General features: G+C 27.1%; 16 protein-coding genes and 1 pseudogene. 9 read left to right on the top strand and 8 right to left on the bottom strand.

The window, feature by feature from the left end:
* Window positions 1-115: 115 nt before the first annotated feature.
* From IC174_RS13515 to IC174_RS13505, 3 genes are all read left to right on the top strand, one after another.
* Window positions 116-484 (top strand): C-GCAxxG-C-C family (seleno)protein, encoded by a 369-nt coding sequence (locus IC174_RS13515; protein WP_227435975.1) that lies wholly within the window; start codon window positions 116-118, stop codon window positions 482-484.
* 418 nt (window positions 485-902) lie between these two features.
* A complete protein-coding gene (locus IC174_RS13510) occupies window positions 903-1,148 on the top strand; it encodes a hypothetical protein (RefSeq protein WP_227435977.1) in 246 nt (81 codons plus the stop codon).
* 105 nt (window positions 1,149-1,253) lie between these two features.
* Entirely contained in the window at window positions 1,254-1,517 is a 264-nt protein-coding gene (locus IC174_RS13505; protein ID WP_227435979.1) for a DUF1883 domain-containing protein, read from the top strand.
* A 283-nt stretch (window positions 1,518-1,800) separates the two neighbouring features.
* Here the strand turns inward: IC174_RS13505 and IC174_RS13500 are convergent, their stop codons facing one another.
* On the bottom strand, window positions 1,801-2,748 hold the full coding sequence (locus IC174_RS13500) for a 4Fe-4S dicluster domain-containing protein (RefSeq protein WP_227483132.1): 948 nt from the start codon (window positions 2,746-2,748) through the stop codon (window positions 1,801-1,803).
* 2 nt (window positions 2,749-2,750) lie between these two features.
* Window positions 2,751-4,382, bottom strand: a complete 1,632-nt coding sequence (locus IC174_RS13495; RefSeq protein WP_227483131.1) for an FAD-dependent oxidoreductase — start codon at window positions 4,380-4,382, stop codon at window positions 2,751-2,753.
* 127 nt (window positions 4,383-4,509) lie between these two features.
* On the opposite strand from IC174_RS13495, the gene IC174_RS13490 reads away from it, so the two are divergent.
* Complete coding sequence (locus IC174_RS13490) at window positions 4,510-5,415, top strand: LysR family transcriptional regulator (RefSeq protein WP_227435985.1); 906 nt, start codon at window positions 4,510-4,512, stop codon at window positions 5,413-5,415.
* A 131-nt stretch (window positions 5,416-5,546) separates the two neighbouring features.
* Here IC174_RS13490 and IC174_RS13485 read toward each other — a convergent pair whose 3' ends face one another.
* Entirely contained in the window at window positions 5,547-5,831 is a 285-nt protein-coding gene (locus tag IC174_RS13485; protein WP_227483261.1) for a LysR family transcriptional regulator substrate-binding protein, read from the bottom strand.
* Entirely contained in the window at window positions 5,824-5,943 is a 120-nt protein-coding gene (locus IC174_RS21420) for a helix-turn-helix domain-containing protein (protein WP_227483130.1), read from the bottom strand. The genes IC174_RS13485 and IC174_RS21420 overlap by 8 nt, the downstream gene beginning before the upstream one ends.
* 1,201 nt (window positions 5,944-7,144) lie before the next feature.
* Here IC174_RS21420 and IC174_RS13475 point away from each other — a divergent pair.
* Together IC174_RS13475 and IC174_RS13470 are read left to right on the top strand one after the other, a co-directional pair.
* Window positions 7,145-7,456, top strand: a pseudogene (locus IC174_RS13475) (DUF1835 domain-containing protein); the annotation flags it as partial.
* A 430-nt stretch (window positions 7,457-7,886) separates the two neighbouring features.
* Window positions 7,887-8,453: a hypothetical protein gene (locus IC174_RS13470; protein WP_227435989.1), complete on the top strand. Its 567-nt coding sequence runs from the start codon at window positions 7,887-7,889 to the stop codon at window positions 8,451-8,453.
* A gap of 51 nt (window positions 8,454-8,504) precedes the next feature.
* Here the strand turns inward: IC174_RS13470 and IC174_RS13465 are convergent, their stop codons facing one another.
* The 4 genes from IC174_RS13465 to IC174_RS13450 form a co-directional block, all read right to left on the bottom strand.
* The gene (locus IC174_RS13465) at window positions 8,505-8,822 is read right to left on the bottom strand and encodes a hypothetical protein (RefSeq protein WP_227435991.1); all 318 of its coding nucleotides are present in this window, start codon (window positions 8,820-8,822) and stop codon (window positions 8,505-8,507) included.
* 804 nt (window positions 8,823-9,626) lie between these two features.
* Window positions 9,627-10,208, bottom strand: coding sequence for a TerD family protein (locus tag IC174_RS13460; RefSeq protein WP_227435993.1), 582 nt, complete (start codon window positions 10,206-10,208; stop codon window positions 9,627-9,629).
* 41 nt (window positions 10,209-10,249) lie between these two features.
* Window positions 10,250-10,816, bottom strand: coding sequence for a TerD family protein (locus tag IC174_RS13455; RefSeq protein WP_227435995.1), 567 nt, complete (start codon window positions 10,814-10,816; stop codon window positions 10,250-10,252).
* 510 nt (window positions 10,817-11,326) lie between these two features.
* Window positions 11,327-12,187 carry a YitT family protein gene (locus IC174_RS13450; RefSeq protein WP_227483129.1) on the bottom strand — a complete coding sequence of 287 codons (861 nt, stop codon included), beginning with the start codon at window positions 12,185-12,187 and terminating at the stop codon, window positions 11,327-11,329.
* Window positions 12,188-12,335: 148 nt separating this feature from the next.
* Here IC174_RS13450 and IC174_RS13445 point away from each other — a divergent pair, with 148 nt between their 5' ends.
* The 3 genes from IC174_RS13445 to IC174_RS13435 all read left to right on the top strand — a co-directional run bounded on the left by IC174_RS13445 (window position 12,336) and on the right by IC174_RS13435 (window position 16,156).
* On the top strand, window positions 12,336-13,226 hold the full coding sequence (locus IC174_RS13445; RefSeq protein WP_227435999.1) for an MBL fold metallo-hydrolase: 891 nt from the start codon (window positions 12,336-12,338) through the stop codon (window positions 13,224-13,226).
* A gap of 251 nt (window positions 13,227-13,477) precedes the next feature.
* Window positions 13,478-14,161, top strand: a complete 684-nt coding sequence (locus IC174_RS13440; protein ID WP_227483128.1) for a methyltransferase family protein — start codon at window positions 13,478-13,480, stop codon at window positions 14,159-14,161.
* A gap of 249 nt (window positions 14,162-14,410) precedes the next feature.
* Window positions 14,411-16,156 carry a cell wall-binding repeat-containing protein gene (locus tag IC174_RS13435; protein WP_227483127.1) on the top strand — a complete coding sequence of 582 codons (1,746 nt, stop codon included), beginning with the start codon at window positions 14,411-14,413 and terminating at the stop codon, window positions 16,154-16,156.
* Window positions 16,157-16,218: the final 62 nt, after the last annotated feature.

The following is a 16,218-nucleotide window of genomic DNA, read 5'->3' as shown; positions in this document are numbered from 1 at the left end:
ATACAATTCTAAGTTTATAGTCATAATAAATATTATATAAAAAGGTTAATAATATTTTATTTAGACACTATGAGAACACGTAAACTTAAAATAAAAATTGAAAGGAAGTATAAAAATGACAAGACCATCAATATATCATAGCCAAGGATACACTTGTGCAGAAGCATTAATAAAATCTTATAATGAAGAACATGAGACAGACATACCAATTTCAATAGGAAGTGGTATGGGAGTTGGAATTACTGTAGGGAGTGTCTGTGGAGCTGTAAATGCAGCAGTTGTTATAATAGGATATTTAAATGGACGAAATAATAACTTAGATGAAAATATGGCAAGAAAGTATTCAAGAGAATTAATGAATAAAGTAAGGGCTAAATACAGTACAGAAATATGTGCTTCATTGAAAAAAAATAAAGTAAGCTGTGGTGAAATAATAAATTTCACATATGATGCCTTAAATGATATACTAGAAGATCAAAAATAATCTTGAAAAATGAGCATTTCCCATTTAGGGGAGTGCTATTTTTTATTAGATAAATAGTATTTTCTTTTAATATAATTTTTAAATCAATTTGATTATATTTTGGCCAATATAATTTAATATAGAAAATATTAATTGACAAGAAAAAATATACTATGCTAAATAAAAATAAATTATTTAACATAAAGAGAGTAGATATAATTATGTCTATAAGATTGTAGAAACTAATAAAAAAATATATTAATTATAAAGAAATATATAAGAAAATAAAAGAATTAATGAATATAATATAAAGTAAAAAAGTATAAAATTATATAATACTTTTATAAAATAAAGAAAAAATAGAAATTTCCTATAAAATACATAGATTATGACATAATATGGTATAATTAGTAAAAATATAGAGATTGGAGGAATTAATTTGTTTATAGAGGAAGAATTAGAAGGATATATAATAAAATGTAAAATATCTGAAGACTTTAAAGATAGACCTGAATATAGTGATGAAGAATTTTATGTTACAATCTATAAAGATGAAAGTTCTGACTCTGGGTATTATGCTTTGTTAGAAAATAAGGATGAAAAAGTAACATGGGATGGAAAAGTTGTTGCTAATAATATTTTAAATAGACTTTGGGTTGTAGTAGATAAGGTTAGAGCTGGTTAATCATGTAATTATATAGTATTTATGATATTTTAAATAAATTTTCAGATATAGAGGACTAATATGTAATAAATAAGAAAAGTTATTCAATTGTGGAGGGTTAATTAAATGGAATATAGTTATAGTAAGATGCATCTGCAAAAAGGGGATATTGTAGAAGTAAACTTGGAGAAACAAGCTAATGTGATATTATTAGATCATATAAATTATGTTAAATTTAAAAATCAAAGAAACTATGATTATTATGGTGGATTTGCTAAGAAAACTCTATGTAGAATGAAAGTTCCTAATACAGGAACTTGGTATTTGGTTGTAAATGAAAATGGAAATAGTGGTATAGTAAACTTTTCAATTAATACAATTCAAAATTAATTTAATACTAAAAGGCTTGGATTAATATCTAGGTCTTTTTATTGTATCATGGTTTATATATAAAATTATCTTAATAAATATTAAAAAGAGTGTTGATATATAATTAGAATAAAATAAGTATACAGTTTTGATAAAGAAAGGATTTATAAAGATGCATTAAAAATTTATCTTTATAAATCCTTTGTGTCTATATCTATCTGGTATATAATTACTATATTATTTTTATATAGATTATTTATATACGCTAAATATACTCTTAAAATTTAAATTAAAAATACTCTTATTAACACTGAGCTCCACCTTTAAGATGTAAAGGAGCATCAAGTATAGCTTGCTTTCTTTCCAATACAGAATCTGATAAAAGCATTTCTATAAATTTATCAACACCAATTCGATCAATCGTAATTCCAAAGCGTTCACCTGTTTTACCTTGTTCTCTAAATAAAAGAAGAGTTTTTTCAATTAAAGTCATAAGTTCTTCTTTTGAAAATAGTTTATCAATTTGTGTTCCAGGGCGAACAGATTTGCCCCATTTTCCTCCTATGTATATTTTGTAGCCAGATTCTTTTTCTTCAATACTATCAAAATTACAACTTTCTATACATTTACCACAGTTATTGCACAAATTATTATCTATTTCAAGCTTTCCTTTATTTGTTAATTTAGCGGCTTTGACAGGACAGACTTCCATAACAGAACATTTTTTGCATCCAACACATATTTCAGGGTCATAATCAGGTACACGTTGACCAACAATTCCAAGGTCATTTAAGTCAGGTTTAATACAATTATTAGGGCATCCACCAACACCGATTTTAAATTTATGAGGTAACTTTACATCGTACCATCCTTTATAAAATTCTTGATGAATTTCAGCAGCTAGTGCTTGTGTATCAATCAATCCATGAACACAAACAGTTCCCTTACATGCTACAACAGGACGAACTCTTGAACCTGTTCCACCTGTGATTAAATTTTCACTGGCAATGAATTCACTTAAAGCTTCAATATCTTCAAATTTTACACCAGGTAATTCTACTGTTAATCTAGTAGTAAATGCTACTTGACCATTTCCAAATTTTTCAGCAGCCTCAGCAATCTTTTTCGTTTGTGAGGTATTGATTACTCCATTTACAGTTATTATACGTGCAGCAAAATGTTCTCCATCTCTACTTGGTAAAAAGCCTCTACCTTTTAATTCCTTTTTTTGTTCTGTTGTAATCTTATTCATAATTAATCCTCCATTGCTTTAAGATTTGGATAAAATAGTATTCCACCTTCAAGGACTTTTGTATTTGTATAACCAAATCGTCTTAAACGATTTTGAGCCATGTAGCTGTTTTTACCTTTTGCACATAGAAGAAGAATCTTTTCATCTTTAGAAAGACCTTCAATTTCTCCATTAATTTCACCAACAGGTAAATAACGTAGGTTAGGAATAGAAGGGGCTTTTGAAACATCAAGTTTAGTCCAGCTATCAAAATCTTCAATTTCATCAAGTAAAACACTATCGAGTTCTCCATCAAGTTTATTTTGTAACACGTTTACTGCCACTACAAAAGGATGAATAGCTGTTGAGAAAGGTGGTGCATATGCAAGGTCCATACTTTCTAATGAATAAAGGTCTGCTCCCAAAGTTATTGCAGTGGCAGCTATATCTACTATCTTATCAGTTGCACCAGGGCCCATAACTTGAACACCTAATAACTTTCTAGTATGTTTTTCAGCAACCATTCTTATTATAAAATTAGATGCATCAGGATAATAGTGAGCCTTATCATCAGTAGCTATAGTAACAGAACAAACATCATAACCTTCTTTTTTAGCTGACTCTTTACTTAAACCTGTTTTTCCTACATTAAGTTCTGGCAATTTGACTACAGTTGTTCCAAGAACTCCTTTATAAGTTTTAGATTTTCCAGCTATATTTTGAGCACAAATTCTACCTTCATGATTTGCAGATGAACCCATAGGTGACCATGTAGGTTTATTTGTCAAAGCATTTTTTACACAAGCACAATCTCCAACTACATATATATTTTCATCAGCTGTAAGCATAAATTCATCAGCTATAAGTGTTTTGTTTGGAGCAAATTCTAAATCTGTATCATTTAAAAAGGCTGTATTAGGATGAATTCCAACTGACATAACCACTAAATCTGTTTTAATAACTCTATTTTTGGTACGAAGTTTTTCTACTTTATTTTCACCTTCAATTCCTATAACTTGGTCGCCTGTGAAAATCATAATACCTTTATCAGCTAGGTGATTTTCAACATATTCAGCGAAATCGGTATCAAATCCAGGCATAACATGTTCGGCCATGTCAATAACACTTACACGTATACCCATAGCAGAAAGATTTTCAGCAATTTCAAGACCAATAAAGCCTCCACCAATGACAACAGCTCTCTTGACTCCATTTTCGACAGTATCTCTTAATGCTATTGCATCATTTGGAGTACGCATGAAGAATACTCCAGATAAATCGATTCCAGGTATTGGTGGTTTTATTGGGTCTGCTCCTGTGGCAATTACAAGTTTATCATAACTAATAGTTTCTTCTTCTCCTGTTGAAATTCTTTTCAAAACTACTTGTTTTGATTTTCTATCAATAGATGTAACTTCAACTCCACATCGAACTTCTGCTCCTGTTAGTTTAGAAAAGCTCTCAGGTGTATTTACAATTAGAGATGATTTATCTTCAATAACCTTACCAACATAATATGGTAAGCCACAGCCTGCATAAGAAATATGTTCGCCTTTATTGAGGATTGTAACAGAACAATTGTCACCCATTTCACGTTTTATTTTTGCAGCAGTTTTTGTTCCAGCAGCAACTCCACCTATAATTAATACTTTCACAATATCACACTCCAATCCTTTTTATAACTCTATGCTAAAATTATAGTTCTTGACAATGTATTTGTAAAATACTAAAATGTTAATAAAATCATAAGTATTTACTAATATTTGGTAAGGTCGTGATAATATGACTATTCGTAGCCTTGAGATATTTGTAAGGGTTGCTGAATGTGGCAAAATGAGTGAAGTTGCAAGAAATATGTATATTACACAGTCGTCAGTTAGTCAAGCTATTTCGGAAATAGAAAGAGAGTATGGAGTTAAATTATTTGATAGAATTTCAAAAAAACTATACCTAACTGAAGCAGGAAAAAAGCTTCTAGGATATGGAAAGCATCTTTTATCTATAAATGAAGAGATGATTGATTGTATGAAACATTGTGCTAAAAATATTAGAATAAGAGTTGGAGCAACAGTAACTGTTGGTACTTGTGTGATAAGCCCAATAATATTAGAGTTATATAAAAGAAACCCTTTAGTGGAACCTGAAGTGTTTGTTGAAGATACAAGTCTAATTGTAAAAAAATTACTTAATAGTGAATTAGATATTGCAATTGTAGAAGGAAAGATTAATCATCCAGATATTGTGATAAAAAGCATTATTAAGGACCACCTTGTACTTGTATGTTCCAATAAGCATAAATTTTACAATCGAGATTCAGTAAAAGTTTCAGAACTTTCAAACCAGCCATTAATTATGCGTGAACTGGGAAGTGGAACAAGAGCGCAATTAGAAAATCAATTGAAAGAATTAAAAATACCAATGAATATTAGATGGTCATGTTATAACTCTGAAGCTATTCTAAGAGCAGTTACAGATAATTTTGGTATTGCTGTTATATCTGAACTTCTTGTTGAAGATTACGTAAAGAAAAATCTTTTATGGTCTTGTGATATTGAAGGCATTGACTTATGCAGGACATTTGATATTGCATATCATAAAAATAAGTTTTTTACTGAGAATATAGCATCATTTTTTGATATTTCAGTAGAGTTTGGGAAAAAAGAAATGAGAAAAAAGATTAGGAGGTAGCAACTAAGTATAGTTGTTACCTTCTTTTTCATATCTAAAGTATATTCATAACTACAAAGTTTTGAATTTAGAAGTTGAGTGGTTATTATGTCATATTTATTGTTTTACTATTTTTAATTTGCAGCAACTAACTAAATAAATAACTGCATAAGAGGGCTAATCCATTTATTTTTGTGATGTGCACAGACAGCTGTGATAGTTTTACTACTTAAATCTGTTTTAATTTCACATAAATCTCCTGATTTAATTTCACTTTCTATTGTAAATGTGGGGAGATAAGATATACCCATATCATTTTTTACTAAATTTTTAATTGTTGGTATACTCCAAAGTTCAATTGTATGGTCTAAAGTAATATCCTTTTCTCGTAAATATGTCTCAAATATCTGTCTAAAAATGCAGTTTTTCTCATCTATTATAAATGGTATTTTTAATTGTTGATTGTGTGTAATTCAGTTTGTCTGCCGTTTTTGAAAAGCTACCTTCTTCAACAATAGTCTTAAAAGTTTGCAGATATTTAAGATACATGTTTTCCTCCTAGATAGTTAAATAATTTTAAAGTATAACTTTAAATATTTAATTTAAAGAATTATAATATAAAAGAATTGTAATTACAAGTGTTGAGAGAAATTTTATTATATTTTTTACCTTCTAAAAATAAGAAACTTAATTGTTAAGATATTTGTGAGGTTTGTGTATCCAAAATAATAATATTATTGCAAATAGAGGACTAAACCAAAATGCTAGTAAAGTGTAAAGACTAGTATTTAAAGTATTTTTAGTCGAAACTCTATTACAAGCGATTAATAGTATTATAGACAAAATATGAGCAATAATTTCTAATATGTTTGAACTAAAGTCTTTAAAAAAGACTAAAAAAGAAAAAATATAAGAGATACTCATACATATAAAAAAACAATAATTCAGTATTTTAAATTTTAATAGTTGTTTTTTATTATCATTGATTGTCATAAGTATTCCTAAAATTATAGACAGAATGATAAATGTGTTTGATTCTTGCAAATAAGAAAAGACAGTCATAAATTTATTCTCCTAATATTAACTATAAATTGTAAAAAAATAATCTAAATACCTAATAATTGAATAACCAATGAAATATGTAAATAAATAAAAAAGAAACTTTTTAAATCCATTTAATTTGAAACTTTTTTCTATCTTTTGACAAATGGAATTTATCAGAATGAAAACAAAAATCGCAATTAAAAAAGTTATTAAATACTTTAACATAGGATAATAGTCCATAAATAATTACCTCATAAATTAGTATAACTCTAGAGTAATATGAGTTGTTAATAATAGCAATCAATTTTGCAGAACTGTAAATAAATTGAAATAAATTATTCAAAAGGAAAAGGAGATATGGATTATGGATGAAAATTTAAGTAAAGAAATCAAAATGCTATGAACTATAGAAGTAGAAAAAATAAGATTATTAAATAATTCAGTTATCAATAGTAAGATTATTAATATGTTATATCTCAAAATAAAGGAATTTGAATTACCCATTTTTTCATGAAAAGCTTGAAAATGAGACTATTTAGAAACTATCCTGAGATTTTTTATTGATAATTATGTAAGATAATAATATTGTGGAAATGAAGAATTTTACTATCAAAACTAAATATATACTAGGCTAGAATTAAGAGATTACTCTAGCTTATTGAACTGACTAGGCAGGGTGTGAGGATGCTGTTATTTATTAAAAGAAGCAATGAAGTTAAAGTTAATACCACATAATAAAATTGTATCATTTGAAGATAATTTATCAATAGGTAATATTTCAGATGTAAATAATCAGGAATTAAGAGAAAATAATCCTAAATTATTATTTAACCTAAATTTACTAGAAGATAGAAAATTAGTAAAACATAGAGATATAATAATATGGTATGCAAATAATCCAAGATTTTTCTCTAAAGTCTCAAAGAAATGTTCTGATTTATGTTTAGGTTGTTGTGAAATATTTAGAACTTACATAAAAGATGATACCAATAAGAAGTGGTGTAAAGGTAAAAAATAGATTAAGTCAAAAGGTCATCTTGATAGATGGTCTTTTTTATATAATAAATTAAAAGAAGATGTTAGGGGGATTAAGTTTTTGAACTTATGAAACGAGCAACAAAACTTAATAGGAATTAGCTTTATTCCTTATTGTATGGTATAATATAAAATAGAGATAAGGAAGTGGTTAGTATAGGAATATTAAAAAATGCTGAATTAGTTAGAAAGATAGCACAGAGAATTGCTAGAGAAAAGGGAATAAGAGAGCAAGAGGCATGAAATGATGCTGTTACAGAGTATAAACAAAAACATAGATACTTAGTCTAGAGAATCATCTTGATAGATGGTCTTTTTTTATATAAGAAGTTTGTGTAATAAATTAAAAGTAAATGTAAAAAATATTATACAACTATAATAAGATAAAGTAATGTTTTTAAGGAGAAAAAGATATGCTCAATCAGTTTAATGAATTTCTTGGTAATTATGTAAATATAATTTCTGTAATTGCATCATTTGCAGCAATAGCAGCCTTAATTATATCAATTATGGCTTTTATGGAATCTAATAAACAAGCCAAATTGATATTAAAATATAGAAGAAATAATGAGAATAATATGGCGGGTGATTATTATGAGAATGGTAATGGATATATTAGACTTGATTCAAATAAGTTAGATGATAAAGCTAATATTTATGCTGAAATTCATAGTAATAACTTAGTTGATTTTGTAATAGAAAATAAAAGTACTATTGTTGCAAAAAGCCCCATATTAAGTTTGAAATTTATTAATATGGAAGTAGATATTGGAGAAAATAACAATTTTGAACAGATAAATAAAGAACTTAGATGGCACCCAAAAGATAATACTACAATTCATAAAGGAATAAATTTTAGAATAGAACAATTTAATTTTAAAAATTGTATTATGCTTAAAAAAGAAGCTTATATAGAAGTAGTATTATCAGCTGATAACATGGAAACAAAAGAATTTAGGATACCAATAAAGGCGTATTAAAGAACTCAATAACAGGAGTTCTTTTTTTAATTTAATTAATCTTAGTGGTTCTTATAGAGTTATATATTTCTTCCTAACTAAATAATAAGATACTAGTGTTATAATAGATACTAATATCACTGATATTATTGCAGTATCAAATTTTTTTATTAATAAACCCATTATTATGTATTCTAAACTTATTAAATAGTTAAAAAATAGTTCTAGTTTAATAGCTTTTTCTCTGTCTATATTTCCATATTTCAATTCTAACTTATCTAAATATTTTTTCTTGCAATAATTAGCTTTACCTTTAATTAAGTATCTTATTGTAGTTCCTATTGAGAATATTACTCCTATACTTAAAAGTGTATTGTTCCAAAAATCCATATATCATTATCTCCTTTATAATATACTCTATTAATGCTTTCTGTTTTGTCTTAAATATAAAAATATTATACGTATTAGAGTACCTATAAGCACTCCAGCAAGTAAAAAAATAAATAGTCTAATTGTATAAAAGCTTATTTCTTTTTTAGAAATAAATTCATAAGATATACATATTAACGCACCAATACAAAACCCTAGTATAGTACGAAAAGAATTCTTTAAAATATCTTTCATAAATAATCACCAACTCATATTATATTTACTTTTCTTAATCAAAGTATATCAGTAACATAAGTATAAAGAGTGTCTAAAATATTACAAATATTAACAAAGCACATAAAACTATAGTATAAATTGTAATAAAATGAATGAAAATTATCATCCTAAAACATAAGATATTTTATGGTGGTATTAGAATGAGAGAAAATTGAGTTGTATTTGTTTGGCTTAGCCGAACAATGCACACAGTAGATTATTTATATTTTCCAATATATGAAAGGTAGGCAATATGGAAACAAACCAATACAATAGACCACTATAACAATTACAATAGGGATAGTTGGCTTGTATTAAAGTATGGTTCAGTGAGTTTCTAACTACAATGCATTATATTGAGAAGCATATAATATTCAGGAAATAAGATATATATTTATTATTATCTTTCAAAACTATAGGAGAAAGAATAATTTAAGGGCGATAAAATGGAAGCATTAGAAGAATGAATAAAAAGTCAGCAAGAATAAGAGGAGTAGATTGAAAGGTAGCACTTAAAATAGTAGCTACCTTTTTATTTTAAACTACTTATTAACCTATATTAACACCAAAATTTCCACATAATCCTGCAAGCCCATCTTCAAAACCAGAACCTAAGGCATTGAATTTCCATTCTTCATTATGTTTATATAACTCTGCAACCACTATTGCTGTTTCTATACTAAAATCTTCACCTAACTCATATTTGATAAGCTCTTCACTAGTTTCTTCATTATAAATTCTTATATATGAATTTTCAACTTGTCCAAAGTTTTGTCTTCTTGTAACAGCTTCATTTATAGTAACAGTGAATGATATCTTTGCAATGTTTTGTGGTATTTTAGATAAGTCAACGCTTATTTGCTCATCATCACCATCTCCAACTCCTGTTCTATTATCTCCCATGTATTCAACTGCTCCAGAAGCATGTTTTAAATTATTGTAGAATATGAAATCCCCATCATTTGTTACCTTACCATCAGCTCCAGTTAAAAATGCAGAAGCATCTAAATCAAAATCAAAACCACCATCATATTTATTAGTATCCCATCCTAATCCTACCATTACTTTCTTAAGACCTGGGTTAGTTTTTGTTAAACTTACTTTTTGTCCTTTTGCTAAAGTTATACCCATTTAAAACAACTCCTTTTATAATTTTTTTGTTATAGTTAGTATTAACGATATATATCAGTTAATTCATGAAGCTCTTCATTTTGACCAATTCCTAGGGCATTAAATTTCCATTCGTTATTTCTACGATAAATTTCGCCAGCCAAAACGGTTACTTTACCAGAAAAGTCTTCTTGAAGGTTATATTTAAATAATTCTTGTCTAGAATTTGAATCAACTAGCCTTATAAAAGAATTATTCATCTGGCCAAAATCTTGATTTCTTTTTTTAGCTCTGTATATAGAAACTCCAAAAACTATTTTATGTACATATTCAGGTATATCACATAAATTGACATTTATTTGTTCATCGTCTCCTTCACCTCTTCCAGTTAAGTTATCACCAGTATGTATGATAGATTTAGAAGGATGTTTAAGGTGTCCAAAATAAACTAAATCTTTTGATGATTTCATTTTATCTTCACTAGTTAATGCTATTGCAAATGCATCTAAATCATAGTTTTTTTTACCTAATTTGTTCATATCCCATCCTAATCCTACAATTAAATTTTTTACAGGATTAGCATCTTTTACTAAACTTACTCTTTGTCCTTTTTGTAAATTAACACTCATTTTAAGTTCTCCTTTTAATATTTTTAGTTTTATTGACAGTGTTAAATATAATCATCATATTATTTTTATTATATACATATTTAGAGCAATTTGGCTATATTTATGAATCATTTTTATATAAATATCTTATAATCTATAAATATAGGTCTTGTGTAATTTTAAAACACTTTATAGTTAGTAATTACATAGGTGTTTAAGTTTATATTTGCTTTAATTGTTAAAAAAATCAATAAATGATATAATGGAGAATAATAATTATAAAAACTTCTAGTTTGCAGATAAGATTATATGCATAGGAATTTATACAAAGTTGGGAGATAATTATAATGTAATTATAGATATTAAACTAATAAATAATGTGAACTTAGAATAATGAGATAAATCTTAAAATAAATCTAAGTAGTGTATTTTTTGACTGTTTATTGTATGAAAAACAGCAAGCACAATTTTCAAATATAAAAATATAAGTTTTTTATATTTGAAATTTATGCTTGCTGTTTGTTTTTGTGATTATTCTATTTTTTTAAATCCATTTCCTAAAGCTTCATGTATATCTGTAATTATTATAAACGCATTAGGGTCGACACTTTTCACTAATTTTTTTAGTTCGACAACTTCTTTTTTTTCAACTACAACTAAAAGCACATTTTTATTTTCTCCAGTATAAGCACCTTCACCTTTTAGAATAGTTGCGCCTCTATCTAAATCTTCCATTATTCTTCTACTTATATCTTTTGACAGGTCAGATATAATAGTAAATGATTTTGAATAATTAAATCCTTCAATAAGTAAGTCACTAATCTTTACTAAAATGTATAGTGCCACAGTTGAATAAAGTGCAATCTCAACTTGCTTATTTACTATTCCCGATAGTACTACTACAACACAGTCAACAATACCCATCAAAACAGGAATACTAAGTGTAGGGAAATATTTATTCAATAGGAGTGCCATCAAATCGGTTCCACCTGTAGAGCCATTTATTCTAAAAATAAGGCCTTGACCAACTCCCATTAAAATAGAACCAGATATAATTGCAAGATACATATCATTTGTAATATCTAGTGTAGTCATATTTGCAGTAACTTTAAGTGCTATAGTAAGAAAAATTATTCCTAAGACTGTTTTAAAACAATCTTTCTTTGAAAGTATTCTGTAAGCAAATATGAATAGAGGTATATTTAAAAGTAAATTGACAATCCAAAGTTGTACACCAAATAATGAATTTAAAACAACTCCAAGACCTGTTATACCACCAGCAGCAATTGCATGTGGATTAAAAAACATGTTAAGAGAAATTGCCATTAATATACAGCCTACAATTAATATTAAAATTTCTGAAAAAGTTATTCTATCTTTTTTCAATAACATCACTCCTTATATATAGATTATAATATATATTATATAGTTTTTCCAATTTTTAATAAAAAAAATAAAAACATATTATAAAAATAATTTGATTGGAATTTTCTGAAAATTAATGCTATAATTAAAAATAAATTTAAAGGGAGGTTATAAAATGGCTAAACTGACTTTAGAGAAGATAAAAGGAAATACATATTATATTCCACTTCCTACAATAGTAGGTGTATATGTAGATGGAAATAATGCAATTTTAATTGACAGTGGAAATAACAAAGATACTGCTAGACAAATTCTTAGACTATTAGAGGAGCATAATTTAAATCCTAAATTAATAATAAACACTCATTCAAATGCAGACCATATAGGAGGGAATGCATATTTGAAAAATCAAACAAAATGTAAGATTGCTACAACTAAAATAGAAGGATACTTTACAGAAAATCCAATATTAGAATCGGCATTTTTGTATGGAGGGTATCCAAGTAAAGCACTAAAAAATAAATTTTTATTAGCAAAAGAGAGTGAAGTTGATTATATTATACCTTCAAATGGAAAAATTTTAGATACAGAACTTGAAGCGATTTCTCTTCCTGGTCATTATTTTGAAATGATTGGTGTTAGAACTCCAGATAATGTTTTGTTTGTTGCAGACAGTCTTACACCAGAAAATATAATTAGTAAATATCATTTCTTCTTTTTGTTAGATATAGATTCACAATTTAAAACGTTAGAAAAAATGAAAACTCTTAATGCAGATTTTTTTGTTCCAAGTCACTCTGTCAAGACTACAAGTATACAAGATTTAATTGATGTAAATAAAGACAAGATGGAAGAAATAATATCTAATATTAAAAAGGTTTGCTGTGAACCAATTATGATTGATGAAGTCATTGAAAAAATGTGTGATGTGTACAATGTTAAATTAGATGCTAATCAATACGTTCTAGTTGGTAGTACAATACGTTCTTATATAACATATTTATATGAACATAATATGGTTGAGTATGTATTTGATGGTGGCAAGATGATGATAAAAGCTGTATAAATATTGAAAAATATCAAACTATGCAATAAAAATATTTTAATATAAGTATATTCTAAAAAATGGGATAGAAATAAAATTTGCTACCAAATTGCCACAATAACAAACAATGGTAGCAAATAATTTTATAATATATTTAAAAGTCTAAGGAACTTAATTTTTTATTAACTTATAATTGTTTTCTATATTTATCTTAATTTATCTTACATATAGTTTATTGCTTTTATAGAAAAAAGCTGTGCTGGAGGTTTTAAATGCAAGAAAAAATAAAATCTTTATACATTTTAGCAAGTGTATCTGTTATTGCTTTTATATTAGTTTTAGCATGCTTAATTTTTGGTTTAACTGGTACAATTGATTTTTGGCAAGGATGGATATTTCTGACTGCCTTTTGTATTCCAACTTGTATAATTACAATTTACCTGATGATTAATGACCCAGTATTACTTGAACGTCGCATCAAATCAAAGGAAACACGTCCACAACAAATACTTGGTCAAAGTATCGCTGGATTTCTTTTCTTATTTGGATTGCTAGGAGTACCAGCTCTAGACAACCGCTTTGCTTGGTCTAGTATTCCAATTATTTTGACAATAATATCAGATGTACTTATTTTAATTGGATTTATAATTGTATTCTTTGTTTTTCGCTACAATTCTTTTACATCAAAAGTTATAGTTGTTATGAGTAATCAAAAAGTAATTACTGATGGACCATATTCAGTTGTGCGACACCCTATGTATCTAGGTGCTATATTAATTATACTTTTTACACCTCTAGCACTGAATTCATGGTGGGGAATGATTGCTGTAATTCCTTTATGCATAATAGTTGTGTTTCGTATATTAGATGAAGAAAAGTTGCTTAGTGCTGAACTTGATGGGTATAAAGAATATTGTCAAAAAACAAAATATCGTATTATACCTTATATTTGGTAGAGTGCAAATTTTTAGTTTATTAATCGGATTAAATAACTTTGGTAAAAAGTCGAACATTTTAAGCTGTATTTCTATTTATTAATTAATAGTCAAGTAATTAATAAATAGAAATACAGCTTTTTTATATTAAATAATTTTAGGTGAATAGATATTTAATTATAAAATTATGCTATAATTTGTAAGTAAAGAGGTAAATTTATAAAAATTAAAAAAATAATTAATTATAATAAGGGGGAAATATTAGGAATTATGAATAAAAAGTTCAAAAAATTCAGTAAAAAAATAGGTATATCAACTTTGGCTTTGACTCTAATTCTTTTTAATAGTTTAACTGCAAGTGCACAAATCAAAGAAGATTCTATAATAGGAACTGATAGATATGAAACAGCAGGGCTTATAGCAGATAGGCAGACTTATGACACTGTAATATTGGTTAATGGAGATAAAAATTTATCTGATGGACTTTCATCAAGTGGACTAGCTGGGGCTATTAACGCGCCAATACTTTTGACTAAAAAGGATGAAATACCAAAGGCCACTTCAAATAGACTAGATAACAAGAATTTGAACGTTGTAAAAAAAGTGTACATAATTGGTGGTTATAATACTATTGAAAGTTCCGTGGAAAAAGATATAAAAAGAAAAGGTATTGAAGTAGAAAGGATAAGTGGAAATAATAGAATTGAAACTAGTTACAATGTAGCAAAAAAAATAAATGAAGTTAGTAAGGTAAAAGATGTCATGTTGACAAATGGGTTTGTAGGAGAGGCTGATGCTATGAGCATAGCACCTGTAGCTGCAAAAAACAAAGGAGCTATAATACTTACAGATGGTAAATCAATTCCATTTAAGATTGAAGGATTAAATATTTATGCTATAGGTGGCAAATCTGCAATAAATGAGGATTTGGTAAGGGAGACTAATGCAACTAGAGTTGGTGGAAATGATAGATTTGAAACCAATAAAAAAGTAATAGAAAAGTTTTATAATGAATCAACTGACTTTTACATAACAAGAGGATATCAATTAGTAGATGCATTAACACTATCTCCTCTAGCAAAAGAAAAGCCAATTGTTTTAGTTGCTGATGGAAGTAATAAAAGTATTTTAAAAGGAGCTAAAAGTATAACAAAAGTTGGAGGAATTGATGCCAATATATATAAACAATGTTTAGATATGGTGGAATATAATAATATGAATATAACTCCAAATATTGTAAAACACTTAACTTCAATTGAAGGAAATGAAGTTTCTGAAGTATATATAGAAACTGATAATTTAGGTGTAGTTGTTGAAAAGACGAATACTGATAAATTTGAGTTTGATTATGTAAGTGTAACTAATGAAAAAAATTGTACTTTTTCTGTGAATGAAGAGACTGCTTCTAATAATGGAAAAAATGGAAAGTTGGTTGTAAGTGCTAAGAAAACAATAGAGAAGAAAGATGGTCACTTGCAAGATATGAATGGCGATAATATGATAAATGCAAATAAAGATAAGAGAGTAAATGTAATAAAGATTGGAATTCCAGATAAAGTGTATTCTAATTTTAAAGTAGATGTTGAACGAGGCTCAGTAGAACTTTATAATATTAAGGGGGGAGCTACAGTTGATGTCAATGATGGAATTGCGAAAGTTATCGACAAAAGTGTAACATATCCTTTTAATATAAATACTAATAGTGGGATTTCAGGTGTAACAGCCGAAACTATATCATCTGAGATAAAGTTTAGAGGAAACAATGGAATTGTAAATGTAACAGCTACAAATATAAGTGGCAATATAAGTTTGTTTGGAAAGGACAGCAAAGATACCTTTGATGGCATATTCAAATTAAACTTGAAAAAAGAACCATCAAATTTACACTTGAAGTTGATTGGAAATGGTCTGAATAAATTACCAGAAGGTTGGTCTAAAGATTATATCTTAGGAAATGGACAACCAATTGTCGAAGTTAAAAACAGTGGCATAAATAATATATCAATTGGAGAATAAAAACATATAAAAATAGAGCTTATATAATTTTAAAATTATTATAAGCTCTATTTATATTACCA

Source organism: Clostridioides sp. ES-S-0001-03 (genome assembly GCF_020676075.1).
Classification (GTDB): Bacteria; Bacillota; Clostridia; order Peptostreptococcales; family Peptostreptococcaceae; genus Clostridioides.
The sequence above is the reverse complement of the archived record's forward strand: the minus strand, read 5'-3'. Positions and strand labels throughout refer to the sequence as shown.